Origin of the sequence: Pseudomonas sp. BSw22131, from assembly GCF_026810445.1 — a bacterium.
GTDB classification, from domain to species: domain Bacteria; phylum Pseudomonadota; class Gammaproteobacteria; order Pseudomonadales; family Pseudomonadaceae; genus Aquipseudomonas; species Aquipseudomonas huanghezhanensis.
This window is the reverse complement of record NZ_CP113949.1, coordinates 12,173-25,795: the sequence shown is the minus strand read 5'-3', so window position 1 is coordinate 25,795 and position 13,623 is coordinate 12,173. Positions and strand designations below refer to the sequence as shown.

The following is a 13,623-nucleotide window of genomic DNA, read 5'->3' as shown; positions in this document are numbered from 1 at the left end:
CTTGCATGACATCTTCGATCCCTTCCCGTGCCCATGGCAAAAAAACCCTGATCATCAACAACATGCAAGTCGATCTTCTGCCCATGATCCAGGACGCTAGCCGCGTGCTGGAGCATTGCTGCTGGCTGGCGGAGCTTGCCCAGGAAATCGAGCTGCCCGTTGCTCTAGTCTGCCATGAAAAGCTGGGCGCGCTGCCAGCACGACTACGCAAGGCAGCAGGTGTTTGCACAACATTCTCCAAATGCCACTTCAATGTGCTCGATGAACGGGGGATCGACATCTTCCGTACCGCTACGCCCGGCAATCACTGGATTTTCGCGGGTGTGGAAACCCACGTGTGTATCCTGCAATCGGCACTGGCGCTACGCGCACGCGGTGACCAGGTTTCGGTTGTGGTAGACGCAGTGGCGTCCCGCAGCGTCCTGGATCACGAGGTCGCGCTCTCGCGCATGTCACGCAACGGTGTGGAACTGATCACCCGCGAGATGTTGTTCTTCGAAACCATGGCGCAGTCGGAGCGATGCGATTACCTGGCGCTTAGCCAACGCTTTCTCGATGGCCGCTACCTGAGGACCTACGGCGAATGACTCGGATTGCCGCACCTGACACCATGCCCACTCGCACCTTTTTCGCAAGGAGCCAGCCATGACCGCCGTTCTCTCGCAGACACCCGCCACTGCCAAGGCCGCGCCCTTGATCCTGCTGATGATCATTTTCATCGACGGCCTGGGCACGGCATTGCTGCTGCCGATGCTACCGATGCTGCTCGACCCGGGCGACCCTGCGGGGGTGGTTTTCGGCAGCGCACCTACTGCCGCTCGGACCGCCTGGCTCTACGGCGTGCTGTTGGCAGGCTACGCCTTTGCGATGATGGTGGGCGCGCCTCTGCTGGGTGCGCTTTCAGACCGCATCGGGCGGCGCCCAACGCTTCTGCTTGCGGTGACAGGGTCGGTCGCCGGGTATGCCCTGAGCACTTGGGCCGTGAGCGTGGGCAGCGTGGGCTTGCTGATCGCCGGGCGCTTGCTGGGAGGCACCTTCGCCGGTAGCGTCCCGGTAGCACAGGCCATGCTGGTCCAGACCCCCGACAGCGCAATGAAACGCATTGGCTGGGTAATGTTTGCCATGACTGCGGGGTTTTTCACCGGTCCTGCGCTCACGGGCATCCTGCTAGCAGCTCATACACCGAGAGCAAGCCTGCTCCTGCCCTTGCAGGTCGCGCTGACCCTCAGCGTGCTGTGCCTGTTGATGACCTTCTTGCTGCCCTCTACCCCAGCTCCGGCTGCAACAACGGGCCCATCGCTGATCAGACAGGTCTTGAACGGCTTCACCTCGCCAGCCACGCGCAGACCATTGTTTGCACTGCTCTGGCTGCAAATCGGCTGGAATCTCTTCTACCAGTACTTGCCCTGGATGCTCGCACGCCAGAGCCAGACCGTAGGCAGCATCAGCCTACTGCTAACAGTGGTCGGGATCGGCATGTGCATCGCCTTCATCTGGGTGGCCGGAGCCTTGCAAACCCGGTATCCAGCGCCACAGATCGCGCGCGCTGCCATCCCCGTGCTGGTGGTAAGCTGCGCATTGCTAGCGGCCACGCTCGACAACTCGCTTGCCCTGGTTTTCGGTGCGCTTGCCGCGATCGCCTATGGGGTGGCCTACACTGCCTTGATCGGGCATGCCTTGGCATGCGAGCAGTCAAGCCTGCGTGGCACGGTGCTGGGTATCGCCGCTTCACTGGCTGCTGGCGCCGCAGCCGTCACGGCGTTGCTGGGCGGGATAATCGGCGTCTGGGGCAATCTGCTGCTGGCCTCGTTGAGCGTGGCTGCGCTGGCCCTGAGCTGGGTCATCCTGGTTTTGGGAAGAGATCGAGATGAGTAGCGACAACGCCACCTTGATCATCAAAGACCTGACCTTGCGCCTGCCAGACGGCAGGCCGCTGTTCTCGGGGCTCAACGCAACGTTCTCCAGGCAGTTCACCGGCATCGTCGGGCCCAACGGCAGCGGCAAATCGATGTTGGCGCAGATCATGGCGGGTCGCCTGACCGCGAGCGAAGGCAGCGTCCAGTGTGCTGGCAGTGTCGGTTATTTGCCGCAATGGCTCGGGCCTATCGGCGGGACCGTTGCCGACCTGCTGGGGGTACATAACGCTTTGCAGGCCTTGGCAGAGGTCGAGGCGGGCGCCTGCGACCCAGCGCTGTTCGACCTGATCGACGACCGCTGGAACCTGCCGGGCGATATCCACGCCTGTCTGACGCGCTTGGGCCTAGCCCATCTGCCGCTTGATCGCGCAAGCGAGGCCTTGAGCGGAGGCGAGACTGTACGCCTGATGCTCGCCGGTCTGCGCCTCGGCGGCGCGCGGGTATTGATACTCGACGAGCCCACCAACCATCTGGATCGCCAGGCCCGCGAGCAGTTGAGCAAAGAGCTGCGCCAAGGCAAGGAAACCCGCATTGTCATCTCCCACGACCGGGCGCTGCTGGAACATGCCGATCGTATCCTCGAGCTTCGCAGCGACGCGCTGGTTCAATACAGCGGCGGCTACGACAACTATCGCGAGCAACGCCAGGCCGAGCAGGACAACGCCCAGGCTGCACTGGTCAGGGCACGCGCGGCACGCGACAGCGTCGAGCAGCAGATCACCATGGCCCGCCAGCGCGAAGTGCAAAGTGCCAGTCATGGTCGTAAGGTGGCGCGTGCCACAGGCACCCCGGCCATCGTCGCCAATGCGCAGGCAGAGCGCGCCGAGCAGCACAGCGGCCATCAGCGCATCCAGCAGGCGCGTCTGAGCCAAATGGCGCGAGAGCGGGTCGACCAGGCCAATGCGAACGTCGAGCCGGTACGCCCAAGCCAACTGCTCGCCCCGACCGGCCTGGTCGCCAACGCGACCCAAGTGGTCACGCTCGAACACTGCGAGCTCCCCTACGGCCCCCCCGACAGCCGCTTCATCGATCTCACCCTGCACGGCCCGATGCGAGTCGCGGTGATCGGGCCGAACGGCTGCGGAAAATCAACCCTGCTGGAGGTGATAGCCGGGCAACTGGCGCCCGCCAGCGGCATCGCCCGGCATATCTTACGCACTCACCTGATCGACCAGCACGCTCAAACCTTCGACCCCGAGCACAGTATCGAGCAGGTGCTACGCAATGAGCTGGGCACTGTCGAGGAGGGCCGCTTTCGCCAGGTCTTCGCCAACGCCGGGCTCGACGCTCGGCAGATGGCTACGCCATTCGGTCGGCTCAGTGGTGGCGAGCGCCTGCGCGCAACGCTCGCCTGGCTGGCAGGCGGCCCCGAACAGACGCAACTGTTGCTGCTCGACGAAGTGAACAACCATCTCGACATCGCGGCCTTGGAAGCAGTCGAGCAGTTGCTCGGACAATTCAAAGGCGCGCTCATAGTGAGTGCTCACGATCCTGATTTTCTGCAGGCCTTGGAATTGACGCACCAGTTCATCTGGCAACCAACAGGTTGGCGCTACGAGCCGTGGGATGATGGCGGGCAATGAATAGCGAAGGCTGAATTACGATTCCGGGCATCGACAGGTAAGAAATTCCCGAATCTGAAGCGCGGTGTTATCGCTGATGCAGAATTGACTCATCTGCCGACCTGGCGTTGCCCCATAAGGAGTTAACCCAAAGTCAGACCTGCTACCGCTTTACGAAGTAGAAGCTTTGGTCAGCGAAATCTCGGCAGCAGGGTCAAGTCTGCATAAGCGGCAACATGTTCACTAAGGTGACTAGAAAATTTAGTAACTGATCAGAGCCAGCTAAATTTTGTGAGCTCTTAGATTTTCGAAGGTGTTGGATTTCATCGATTACTAGTAACCCCAGTGCATGCAGGTTTGCCACTTGAGCCATATGTACGAGCATCTCATCCAACCCGGCCCTCACGTTTCCATAGAGCTTTTCATACTCGGTGCACAGTAGCTTATCAACGGAAGCGAAGAAATTTTTGCAGAGCTGTCTTGGCGACCCTTGGTGTGGGCAATCCAGCTTCAGCCAGGGTAACTGAACGAGACTGAAAGGTTCGGTATGAGCGATGCGTCTTGGATACTGATGAAGGATTTTTTCTATCGCTTTCGACTTGCCTACCCCAGAACAACCGATCACAGAAAAGCTCGTAGCCGTATTCTCAACAGGGAGTAGATTCTCAGCAAAAATGTCTTTTTCGCGAGTCCTGTGGAAATCATTTTGTAGATGCCGGATGTAGTCGTGTGTCATGGGATTCCGGCCAACATATCCCTGCCGGAGGATATAATCCAGGCGCTCAGCTAGTTCGACATGCCTACTCACTGGCTCAAAAAAAAAGGCCCAATCGAAGCACGAAGTGCTTTCTATAATGCGCCGGATATCCACATTCTTCTTCAACGTAATCCGGCTTATATTGCAGAGATTTAAAAATTTCTTTACGGCTTTTGATAGGTGGTAGTAGAGCAATGAAGGGGTTACCTTCGTACTCTGGTATCCGGTAAGGATGCTCCTCACTCATCTTCATCGCCCTCAAAACCCGCAAGCATTTCTGTGATATCGGGTGACGAGTAATTATCCTTTTTAGGATCAGGGAATTTCAAAACTCTCCCCGCCGCTGGTATTTTCGACGATCCTAACTTAAACGACTCTGAGAGACGATTATGTCGGCGCTCATCGGAGCGGTTTCCGATTATAGACTTGACGATTTCTCTATCGCTGGTATCGCTACTTTTCGAGGCAGCATCAGCAGCCTCGCTAGCTGACTTTACAATATCCTTGATTCGCTTATTTCGCGTGGAAGTAGCATCTGTTCGATTGATTCGATTATTTACAGACGCTACTTTGGCTTCCTCAAATGACATGCCTGATTCCCAGAAAGAGCCTGACCGGTAAGCCCTACTTCGCTCACTTAACGTACACTTTATAAAGCCTCCAGGCGCTTTAGGGTGATGAAGGTAGATATTATCGGAAAATCTCGGGTCGTAGGACACAGCCACTTTCCACTTGCCCGCTTGCCGGGCGCGGTCCAGCCAACTTTCCGCCAAAATTTCACGACAAACATTCTGCTAATTGCAATCCGAAAAAGCTTTTTGATGCTCTCGTCGACATTCACCCCAACGAGTGATCCGAGTTGAACTGGGCGCCCGCGCTTAACAGATGGATTTGCCTCGCGAATCTTTCCTTTACCACCGGAGTTTTTGTAATCAGGCAGAAGTGCGTTTACCGTTTGACCTCGAGCCCAATATCTTCTTAACAGACGGTAAAATGCTACGTGTGACATCGAATGCTTTTGTGCCGCGGTTTGTATAAGACTATGGCGTTTGGATTTTGAAAAGACAGCAGGCACGTTTCTCACAATATCACATATGAGAGACCAATTTTCATCTCGCTTTTTTCTTGCTTTTTCACTTATTAGCGAAGGATCTGTGATCTTGAGTACTGGATCAGTGACTAGTTTAACAGTTCCTTCATTAAGTTCCTCAATTAGAATGTTGGTCTTAACCAGTTCTGGCATCGCCTTAGGATTGTTAATCTCAAACGTAACTGTATTTTCACCAGCAGAAGAAATCCATAATATCCGAATTTGGTTTTGATTCGGTCCTGAATACTCCAACACGTCATTAACCAAAAACATGTTTATGGCCCTCCTCGCTGGAAAGTCTTTCTGAAAGTGTAAAGCTTTCGATGGCTAGATGAACATGCCATTCTTCTAATAGATTAAACGAGATTAATTTTTTTGCAGCCAAGTATCTAAATACGGTCAATGCTTCGCCTACTTGGAAACCGTAGTTGTCCTGCAGAGAATTGAAGAATTCTTTCAAGGTGCAGTCACGGACCGATTTGAAATGGCTGATAAACTTCTCAGCACGATCTTGCCAGTAGCCTTCGTACGGTACAATCAGACCATCGAAAGATCTCACTTCATTTAGAAACATCAGGTTTTTCTTCAGTTCCCTAGGTAGCTCGTTCTCAGTGACAATATGGAAGCTGACATTTTGCTCAAGCCAATAGCGGCGTTCAATTTCCTGCTTCTCAAGTACCCGTTTCCGATCCTGTTCTGAAGCCGGCTTCACAGACCTAGCAGTAAGCCATGTCTCGGATCCGCTATGCATGGTGATGAGAAAATCCGTAGTCATCACGATGTCGTTCCCTGCTTTAGGCTCGCGAGGGTGTTTCACCCCCATGGCTGCAGCGATTCGCTGGATCTCGACGCGAGGAAGTGGGAACTGCTCTCTGATATCGATCACAAGGGATGATCGATCTAGAACAAGGAATAACCCTGTCTCAATATCAGATAATAGATGGTGAATCCTACCGGTAGTACTGCCAAAAGCTCGTGTTGATCGACCTGAGCTGGGAACATCTTGAATCGTCAACCAAGGCGAATAGTCAGGACCTTCGCCGCGACCTCTCCCCTCTTTGAGGAACCTATCGATTTTCGATTCGTCGATCTCGTATCTGCGACGCGCCATCACTCGCCCTCAGAGGATGCCGTGTCCTGAAGGGGTTTGACGTCCACACCTGGACGTCAGACCACGTACAAACTCTATTTCAAATGTACAAACTTTATTCCAAGCCGACACCGGTCGCTGCCCCCTGTGGATAACTCACTCCACGGTGACAGACTTCGCCAAGTTACGTGGCTGATCAACATCAGTACCTTTCAACACCGCGACGTAATACGAAAGCAGCTGCAGCGGGATGGTGTAGAGGATAGGCGCCAAGGTGTCGATGATGTGCGGCATGGAGATGACGTGTGTGCCTTCGCCATTGTGCATACCTGCTTGTTCGTCGGCGAAGACGATCAACTCACCGCCCCGCGCGCGGACTTCTTGCAGGTTGGATTTGAGCTTTTCCAGCAGTTCGTTGTTTGGTGCAACGGTGACCACAGGCATGTCGCTATCAACCAAGGCTAACGGCCCGTGCTTCAACTCACCCGCAGGATAGGCTTCGGCGTGGATATAGGAGATTTCCTTCAGCTTCAATGCGCCTTCCATTGCGACCGGGAACTGCGCGCCACGTCCGAGGAACAAGGTGTGGTTCTTCTCGGCAAACAGCTCCGCGACTTTCTCGATGGTGCTGTCCATCGCCAACGCTTCGCCCAGGCGAGTTGGCAGACGACGCAGCTCTTCGACTAATTGCGCTTCAACGCCATCGCCCAGCGTGCCTTTGACCTGTCCCAGAGAGAGCGTCAGCAGCAGCAAACCCACCAGTTGTGTAGTGAATGCTTTGGTGGAGGCAACGCCAATTTCCGGTCCGGCCTGGGTGAGCAGCGTCAGATCGGATTCGCGCACGAGCGAGCTGATGCTGACGTTGCAAATCGCCAGGCTGGCCAGAAAGCCCAGCTCTTTGGAGTTGCGCAGCGCGGCGAGCGTGTCAGCGGTTTCACCCGATTGTGAAATAGAGACGAACAGGGTGTCGGGCTGCACCACCACCTTGCGATAGCGAAACTCACTGGCGACTTCGACCTGACACGGAATCCCCGCCAGCCCTTCCAGCCAATAACGGGCGACCATGCCGGCGTGATAACTGGTGCCACAGGCGACTATCTGCACGTTTCGCACTTTGGCGAACAACTCGGCGGCCTGCGGACCGAATGCCTGGACCAGCACCTGTTGCTGGCCAAGTCGGTTTTCAAGCGTGCGCTGCACCACTTTTGGTTGCTCGTGGATTTCTTTGAGCATGAAGTGGCGGAATTCGCCTTTGTCAGCTGCCTCAGCACCTTCACGGTGCTGCACGGTTTCGCGGTCGACGCAGACGCCATCAGCATTCCATATCTGCACGCTGTCGCGACGGATCTCGGCGATGTCGCCTTCTTCCAGGTACACAAAACGATCGGTCACCTGACGCAACGCCAGCTGATCCGATGCCAAAAAGTTTTCACCAAGGCCCAGCCCGATCACCAAAGGACTGCCGCTGCGCGCTGCCAACAGCCGGTCTGGTTGCCTGGCGCTGATGACTGACAAACCGTAGGCGCCGTGCAGCTCTTTGACGGCCGCCTTAAGTGCGACGGTGAGGTCTGGAGTGTCCTGCAATTTGTGATGCAGCAGATGAACGATGACTTCGGTGTCGGTACCAGAAGAGAAAACGTAACCGAGGCCTTTCAAGCGTTCGCGCAGGGCTTCGTGGTTCTCGATGATGCCGTTATGCACCACGGCCAGCTCGCCATGGGAAAAGTGCGGGTGAGCATTGGTTTCAGTTGGCGCGCCATGTGTGGCCCAGCGAGTGTGCGCAATACCGAGGCGCCCCACCAGCGGTTCGCCGGCCAGCGCCTGTTCCAGCTCATTGACCTTGCCCACTCGACGGCGGCGCTCAAGCGATCCCGCGCTGGTAAAAAGGGCCACGCCGGCGCTGTCATAGCCGCGGTATTCGAGGCGCTTGAGGCCCTCCAGCAGGATGGCAGTTACGTTGCGTTCCGCGACAGCGCCGACAATTCCACACATGGTCTTCTCCTAGGAAACAGCGGCGCATATCAGCGTGATGCCGCGGGCCTGAATTTGTTCGCGTGCCGCTTGAGGCAGGCGATCATCTGTAATGAGGGTATGGACACTGCTCCAGGGCAGTTCCAGATTGGGAATCTTGCGACCGACCTTCTCGGCTTCGACCATCACAATCACTTCACGGGCAACGTCCGCCATGACGCGGCTCAAACCCAATAGTTCGTTGAAAGTGGTGGTCCCACGCGTCAGATCAATGCCGTCGGCGCCGATGAATAACTGATCGAAATCGTAGGAGCGCAACACCTGCTCGGCGACCTGACCCTGGAAGGATTCCGAATGCGGGTCCCACGTGCCACCGGTCATAAGCAATACGGGTTCGTGTTCGAGTTCGCCCAACGCATTGGCGACGTGCAGCGAATTGGTCATCACCACCAGACCAGGTTGCAGGCCAAGCTGCGGAATCATCGCCGCCGTGGTACTACCGCTGTCGATAATGATGCGCGCATGTTCACGGATGAGTCCTACTGCGGCCCGGGCGATGGCTTGCTTGAAAAGCGATATGGGCTGACTGACATCCCCGATCAGCTCCTGCGGCATGCTAACTGCGCCGCCGTACCTGCGCAGGAGTAGCCCGTTGGTTTCAAGCGCTGCCAGATCCTTGCGAATAGTGACTTCCGAGGTCTCGAAACGCTGAGCCAATTGATCCACGCTCACCTCTCCCTGCTCACTCAACAAAGCAAGGATGTTATGGCGGCGTTGGGGCGTATTGCGTTTCGACATGACGACCTAAGTTTCGATTCGAAAGATAACAGAGGCAATAGAAACCTATCGAAAGATATTCGTCAAGCTTGCAACTGCAATTCTGACTACCGCACAGGAATCAGCGTGTTGGTGAGCCTTGACAGCTAATGGCTGAACGCTCTCCAACACACTGGCTCCTAGGGATTGGAGACTGTGGATAACTCAGTCTTTCTTGAGCTTCACCGGACGCTGCCAACCGTCGATATTGCGCTGCCTCGCGCGCGCGACTGCCAGTTGATCATCGCTGACGTTTTGGGTGATCGTCGAACCCGCCGCAGTGGTAGCCCCAGAAGAGATATCCACAGGCGCGACCAACGAATTATTGGAGCCGATGAATACGTCTTCGCCCATGACGGTTTTGTGTTTGTTGGCCCCATCGTAGTTGCACGTGATGGTACCCGCGCCAATGTTGGTCCGGGCGCCAATCACGGCATCCCCCAGGTAGGTCAGGTGGCCCGCCTTGGCTCCTTCGCCCATGTGAGTGTTCTTGAGCTCCACGAAGTTACCCACATGCGCGCCGGCCTCCAGCACGCTCCCCGGTCGCAATCGTGCAAACGGACCGGCATCGGCGCGTTCACCGACGATCGCCCCTTCGAGATGGCTGTTGGATTTGATCACAGCGCCTTTACGCAAGGTGCTGTCCTTGATGACGCAGTTGGGACCGATCACTACGTCGTCTTCGATCACCACGCGGCCTTCGAGAATGACATTGATGTCGATCACGACATCGCGCCCTACGCTGACTTCCCCACGTACGTCAAATCGCGCAGGATCACGCAGCGTAACGCCCAGCGCCATCAGGCGGCGCGCTTCCCGCAATTGGTAATGACGCTCCAGTTCCGCCAATTGCTTACGATCATTGGCGCCCTGCACTTCCATCGCGTCGTGTGGCTGCTCCGTCGCAACCACCAGACCATCGCCAACGGCCATGGCGATCACATCAGTCAGGTAATACTCGCCCTGCACGTTGTTGTTCGAGAGGCGGCCCAACCATTCACCTAAACGCTTGCCAGGGACGGCGAGAATCCCGGTATTCCCTTCCTTGATCGCACGCTGAGCCTCAGTCGCATCTTTATGTTCGACGATGGCGCTGACGCAGCCATGCTCATCGCGAACGATACGGCCATAGCCGGTTGGATCGTCCAGCGTAACGGTCAACAGTCCCAGCTGTTCAGGTTCGACCCGCTTGAGCAATCGCTCCAGCGTCTGGACCTCAATCAGTGGTACATCTCCGTAGAGAATCAGCACGGTATCGCCGGTAAGCGCGGGCAAGGCCTGAGCTACGGCGTGTCCGGTCCCGAGCTGTTTGTCCTGCAGCACAAAATTCAGACCGTCAGCAGCAAGTTGCTCACGCACGGCGTCTGCCCCATGGCCAATGACAACGTGAATTCCCTGTGGATTGAGCTGACGCGCGCTGTGGATAACATGACCAAGCATTGAGTCACCGGCTACAGGGTGAAGCACCTTGGGCAATGCTGAACGCATACGAGTGCCTTGGCCTGCGGCGAGAATTACGATATCCAGAGACATTAGGGAGGTTCCAACCGAGCGAGCCGCAGGCATCGGTGCTGGACCGGGCCGGGCTGATTCTGAAAAAAGAAAAGGGTAGCCGAGGCTACCCTTTTACTCAATCGCGCATTGCAATCAGCGACATTAGCCGCCGAATTTCTTGCGAATTTGCTGAACGGTACGCAGCTGGGCTGCGGCCTCGGCCAGACGTGCAGCTGCAGATCCGTAGTCGAAATCTGCGCCTTTCTCGTTCAGGGCCTTCTCGGCAGCCTTGACGGCTTCCTGAGCAGAGGCTTCATCCAGGTCAGCAGCGCGTTGCACGGTATCGGCAAGCACTTTGACCATGTTCGGTTGAACCTCAAGGAAGCCACCGGAGATGTAAAACACCTCGGCTTCTCCACCCTGCTTGATCAGACGGATAGGACCCGGTTTCAGATCAGTGATCAGCGGTGCGTGACCTGGAGCGATACCGATATCACCCAGATTACCGTGCGCAATCACCATCTCGACCAGACCGGAGAAAATCTCTCCTTCCGCGCTGACGATATCGCAATGGACTGTCATAGCCATTTGCCTGCCTCAACCTGATTAGCGCCCGTTACCGGGCGCTGGGGGTTACAGTTTCTTGGCTTTCTCGATCGCTTCTTCGATGCCGCCGACCATGTAGAACGCCTGTTCTGGCAGGTGGTCGTAGTCACCGTTGAGGATGCCTTTGAAGCCAGCAATGGTGTCTTTCAGGGAAACGTATTTACCCGAAGCACCGGTGAAGACTTCAGCCACGAAGAACGGCTGCGACAAGAAGCGCTGGATCTTACGAGCACGGTTTACCAACTGCTTGTCGGCTTCCGACAGCTCGTCCATACCCAGGATCGCAATGATGTCCTTCAGCTCTTTGTAGCGCTGCAACACGTACTGGACGCCGCGAGCGGTGTCGTAGTGTTCCTGACCAATCACGTTCGGGTCCAGCTGGCGCGAAGTCGAGTCGAGTGGATCGACCGCTGGGTAGATACCCAGGGAAGCGATGTCACGGGACAGAACGACGGTGGCGTCCAAGTGGGCGAAAGTGGTCGCTGGCGAAGGGTCAGTCAAGTCGTCTGCAGGTACGTATACCGCCTGGATCGAAGTGATCGAGCCTTCTTTGGTCGAAGTGATGCGCTCTTGCAGCACGCCCATCTCTTCGGCCAGGGTCGGTTGGTAACCTACTGCGGAAGGCATACGGCCCAGCAGTGCGGATACTTCGGTACCGGCCAGTGTGTAACGGTAGATGTTGTCGACGAACAACAGAACATCGTTACCTTCGTCACGGAATTTCTCGGCCATGGTCAGGCCGGTCAATGCGACGCGCAGACGGTTACCCGGCGGCTCGTTCATCTGACCGTAAACCAGTGCCACTTTGTCCAGAACGTTGGAGTCCTTCATCTCGTGGTAGAAGTCGTTACCCTCACGAGTACGCTCACCCACACCCGCGAACACGGAATAACCGCTGTGCTCGATGGCGATGTTACGGATCAGTTCCATCATGTTTACGGTCTTGCCGACACCGGCACCACCGAACAGACCGACTTTACCGCCCTTGGCAAACGGGCAAACCAGGTCGATAACCTTGATACCGGTTTCCAGCAGGTCGTTGCCGCCTGCCTGTTCAGCGAAGGAAGGCGCTGGACGGTGAATGCCCCAACGCTCTTCGGTGTCGATCGGGCCGGCTTCGTCGATCGGGTTACCGAGGACGTCCATGATACGGCCCAGGGTTGCTTTACCGACTGGTACCGAAATCGCTGCGCCGCTGTCGATCACGTCCAGACCGCGCTTCAAGCCTTCGGTCGAACCCATTGCAATGGTACGAACCACGCCGTCGCCCAGCTGCTGCTGAACTTCGAGAGTGGTTTCCGCGCCTTGTACCTTCAGCGCGTTATAGATACTCGGTACGCTATCGCGTGGAAATTCCACGTCGATCACGGCGCCGATGATTTGAACGATACGTCCGCTACTCATTAGCTGGTTCCTCTGAATTTTGAACCGTTAAACCGCGGCAGCGCCGCCGACGATTTCCGAGATCTCTTGAGTGATCGCTGCCTGACGCGCCTTGTTGTAGATCAGCTGCAAATCGCTGATCAAATCACCGGCGTTGTCTGTGGCGTTCTTCATTGCGATCATCCGCGCGGCCTGTTCAGCTGCGTTGTTCTCGACCACCGCCTGATACACCTGCGACTCCACGTAACGTACCATCAAGCCGTCCAGCAGCTCTTTGGCGTCGGGTTCGTACAGGTAATCCCAGTGGTGCTTGAGTTCTTGATCCTGGGTTGCAACCAACGGAATCAACTGCTCAACCGTTGGTTGCTGGGTCATGGTGTTGATGAACTTGTTGGATACCACGGACAGGCGATCAATACGGCCATCCAGGTAGGCATCCAGCATCACCTTGACGCTGCCGATCAAATCATTGATCGACGGCTCTTCGCCCAAGTGACTGATCGCAGCGACGACGTTACCGCCGAAGTTGCGGAAAAACGCCGCACCTTTGCTGCCGACCACGCACAGATCGATCTCTACGCCGTTTTCACGGTTCTTCGCCATGTCCTTGACCAAAGCCTTGAACAGGTTTGTATTCAAGCCACCACACAGACCCCGGTCACTGCTCACCACTACATAACCGACACGCTTTACTGTGCGCTCGATCATGAATGGGTGGCGGTATTCAGGGTTAGCGTTGGCGAGATGACCAATCACCTGGCGGATACGTTCCGCGTAAGGACGGCTAGCAGCCATGCGCATTTGAGCCTTGCGCATTTTGCTGACCGCCACTTTTTCCATGGCGCTGGTGATCTTTTGCGTGCTTTTGATGCTCGCAATCTTACTGCGAATCTCTTTTGCGCCTGCCATGTAACACCTATCAGGTTAGCAAGCGGGGG

13 protein-coding genes are annotated in these 13,623 nt (G+C 56.3%); 3 read left to right on the top strand and 10 right to left on the bottom strand.

The features are described from left to right. The first annotated feature begins 5 nt into the window (after positions 1 to 5). From OYW20_RS00125 to OYW20_RS00115, 3 genes are read left to right on the top strand one after another with little or no spacing between them, the layout of a single operon-like run. Positions 6 to 587, top strand: coding sequence for an isochorismatase family protein (locus tag OYW20_RS00125; protein ID WP_268798729.1), 582 nt, complete (start codon positions 6 to 8; stop codon positions 585 to 587). 58 nt (positions 588 to 645) lie between these two features. Continuing rightward, complete coding sequence (locus OYW20_RS00120; protein ID WP_268798728.1) at positions 646 to 1,875, top strand: MFS transporter; 1,230 nt, start codon at positions 646 to 648, stop codon at positions 1,873 to 1,875. Continuing rightward, complete coding sequence (locus OYW20_RS00115; RefSeq protein WP_268798727.1) at positions 1,868 to 3,499, top strand: ATP-binding cassette domain-containing protein; 1,632 nt, start codon at positions 1,868 to 1,870, stop codon at positions 3,497 to 3,499. The genes OYW20_RS00120 and OYW20_RS00115 overlap by 8 nt, the downstream gene beginning before the upstream one ends. A gap of 193 nt (positions 3,500 to 3,692) precedes the next feature. On the opposite strand, the gene OYW20_RS00110 is transcribed toward OYW20_RS00115, so the two are convergent. The 10 genes from OYW20_RS00110 to atpG form a co-directional block, all read right to left on the bottom strand. Then, positions 3,693 to 4,214: an ATP-binding protein gene (locus OYW20_RS00110; protein WP_268798726.1), complete on the bottom strand. Its 522-nt coding sequence runs from the start codon at positions 4,212 to 4,214 to the stop codon at positions 3,693 to 3,695. Between the two features lie 260 nt (positions 4,215 to 4,474). Beyond that, positions 4,475 to 4,825, bottom strand: coding sequence for a hypothetical protein (locus tag OYW20_RS00105; RefSeq protein ID WP_268798725.1), 351 nt, complete (start codon positions 4,823 to 4,825; stop codon positions 4,475 to 4,477). Between the two features lie 59 nt (positions 4,826 to 4,884). After that, entirely contained in the window at positions 4,885 to 5,598 is a 714-nt protein-coding gene (locus OYW20_RS00100; RefSeq protein ID WP_268798724.1) for a hypothetical protein, read from the bottom strand. Then, positions 5,585 to 6,211: a TnsA endonuclease N-terminal domain-containing protein gene (locus OYW20_RS00095; RefSeq protein ID WP_268798723.1), complete on the bottom strand. Its 627-nt coding sequence runs from the start codon at positions 6,209 to 6,211 to the stop codon at positions 5,585 to 5,587. Before OYW20_RS00095 ends, OYW20_RS00100 begins: the two co-directional genes overlap by 14 nt. Positions 6,212 to 6,571: 360 nt before the next feature. After that, positions 6,572 to 8,407 carry a glutamine--fructose-6-phosphate transaminase (isomerizing) gene (gene glmS, locus OYW20_RS00090; RefSeq protein ID WP_268798722.1) on the bottom strand — a complete coding sequence of 612 codons (1,836 nt, stop codon included), beginning with the start codon at positions 8,405 to 8,407 and terminating at the stop codon, positions 6,572 to 6,574. A 9-nt stretch (positions 8,408 to 8,416) separates the two neighbouring features. Continuing rightward, positions 8,417 to 9,184: a DeoR/GlpR family DNA-binding transcription regulator gene (locus tag OYW20_RS00085; protein WP_268798721.1), complete on the bottom strand. Its 768-nt coding sequence runs from the start codon at positions 9,182 to 9,184 to the stop codon at positions 8,417 to 8,419. A gap of 183 nt (positions 9,185 to 9,367) precedes the next feature. Next, positions 9,368 to 10,735: a bifunctional UDP-N-acetylglucosamine diphosphorylase/glucosamine-1-phosphate N-acetyltransferase GlmU gene (gene glmU, locus OYW20_RS00080; protein ID WP_268798720.1), complete on the bottom strand. Its 1,368-nt coding sequence runs from the start codon at positions 10,733 to 10,735 to the stop codon at positions 9,368 to 9,370. 123 nt (positions 10,736 to 10,858) lie between these two features. Then, positions 10,859 to 11,284 carry a F0F1 ATP synthase subunit epsilon gene (locus OYW20_RS00075; protein WP_043192055.1) on the bottom strand — a complete coding sequence of 142 codons (426 nt, stop codon included), beginning with the start codon at positions 11,282 to 11,284 and terminating at the stop codon, positions 10,859 to 10,861. Positions 11,285 to 11,329: 45 nt separating this feature from the next. Then, the gene (gene atpD / locus OYW20_RS00070; protein WP_003177062.1) at positions 11,330 to 12,706 is read right to left on the bottom strand and encodes a F0F1 ATP synthase subunit beta; all 1,377 of its coding nucleotides are present in this window, start codon (positions 12,704 to 12,706) and stop codon (positions 11,330 to 11,332) included. A gap of 27 nt (positions 12,707 to 12,733) precedes the next feature. After that, positions 12,734 to 13,594, bottom strand: coding sequence for a F0F1 ATP synthase subunit gamma (gene atpG, locus OYW20_RS00065; RefSeq protein WP_268798719.1), 861 nt, complete (start codon positions 13,592 to 13,594; stop codon positions 12,734 to 12,736). Between the last annotated feature and the right edge of the window lie 29 nt (positions 13,595 to 13,623).

Excerpts from the sequence above, each read along its gene's own strand:
- OYW20_RS00125 (WP_268798729.1), top strand. The coding sequence starts at position 6 with ATGACATCTTCGATCCCTTCCCGTGCCCATGGCAAAAAAACCCTGATC.
- OYW20_RS00120 (WP_268798728.1), top strand. The coding sequence starts at position 646 with ATGACCGCCGTTCTCTCGCAGACACCCGCCACTGCCAAGGCCGCGCCC.
- OYW20_RS00115 (WP_268798727.1), top strand. The coding sequence starts at position 1,868 with ATGAGTAGCGACAACGCCACCTTGATCATCAAAGACCTGACCTTGCGC.
- OYW20_RS00110 (WP_268798726.1), bottom strand. The coding sequence starts at position 4,214 with ATGACACACGACTACATCCGGCATCTACAAAATGATTTCCACAGGACT.
- OYW20_RS00105 (WP_268798725.1), bottom strand. The coding sequence starts at position 4,825 with ATGTCATTTGAGGAAGCCAAAGTAGCGTCTGTAAATAATCGAATCAAT.
- OYW20_RS00100 (WP_268798724.1), bottom strand. The coding sequence starts at position 5,598 with ATGTTTTTGGTTAATGACGTGTTGGAGTATTCAGGACCGAATCAAAAC.
- glmS (WP_268798722.1), bottom strand. The coding sequence starts at position 8,407 with ATGTGTGGAATTGTCGGCGCTGTCGCGGAACGCAACGTAACTGCCATC.
- OYW20_RS00085 (WP_268798721.1), bottom strand. The coding sequence starts at position 9,184 with ATGTCGAAACGCAATACGCCCCAACGCCGCCATAACATCCTTGCTTTG.
- glmU (WP_268798720.1), bottom strand. The coding sequence starts at position 10,735 with ATGTCTCTGGATATCGTAATTCTCGCCGCAGGCCAAGGCACTCGTATG.
- OYW20_RS00075 (WP_043192055.1), bottom strand. The coding sequence starts at position 11,284 with ATGGCTATGACAGTCCATTGCGATATCGTCAGCGCGGAAGGAGAGATT.
- atpD (WP_003177062.1), bottom strand. The coding sequence starts at position 12,706 with ATGAGTAGCGGACGTATCGTTCAAATCATCGGCGCCGTGATCGACGTG.
- atpG (WP_268798719.1), bottom strand. The coding sequence starts at position 13,594 with ATGGCAGGCGCAAAAGAGATTCGCAGTAAGATTGCGAGCATCAAAAGC.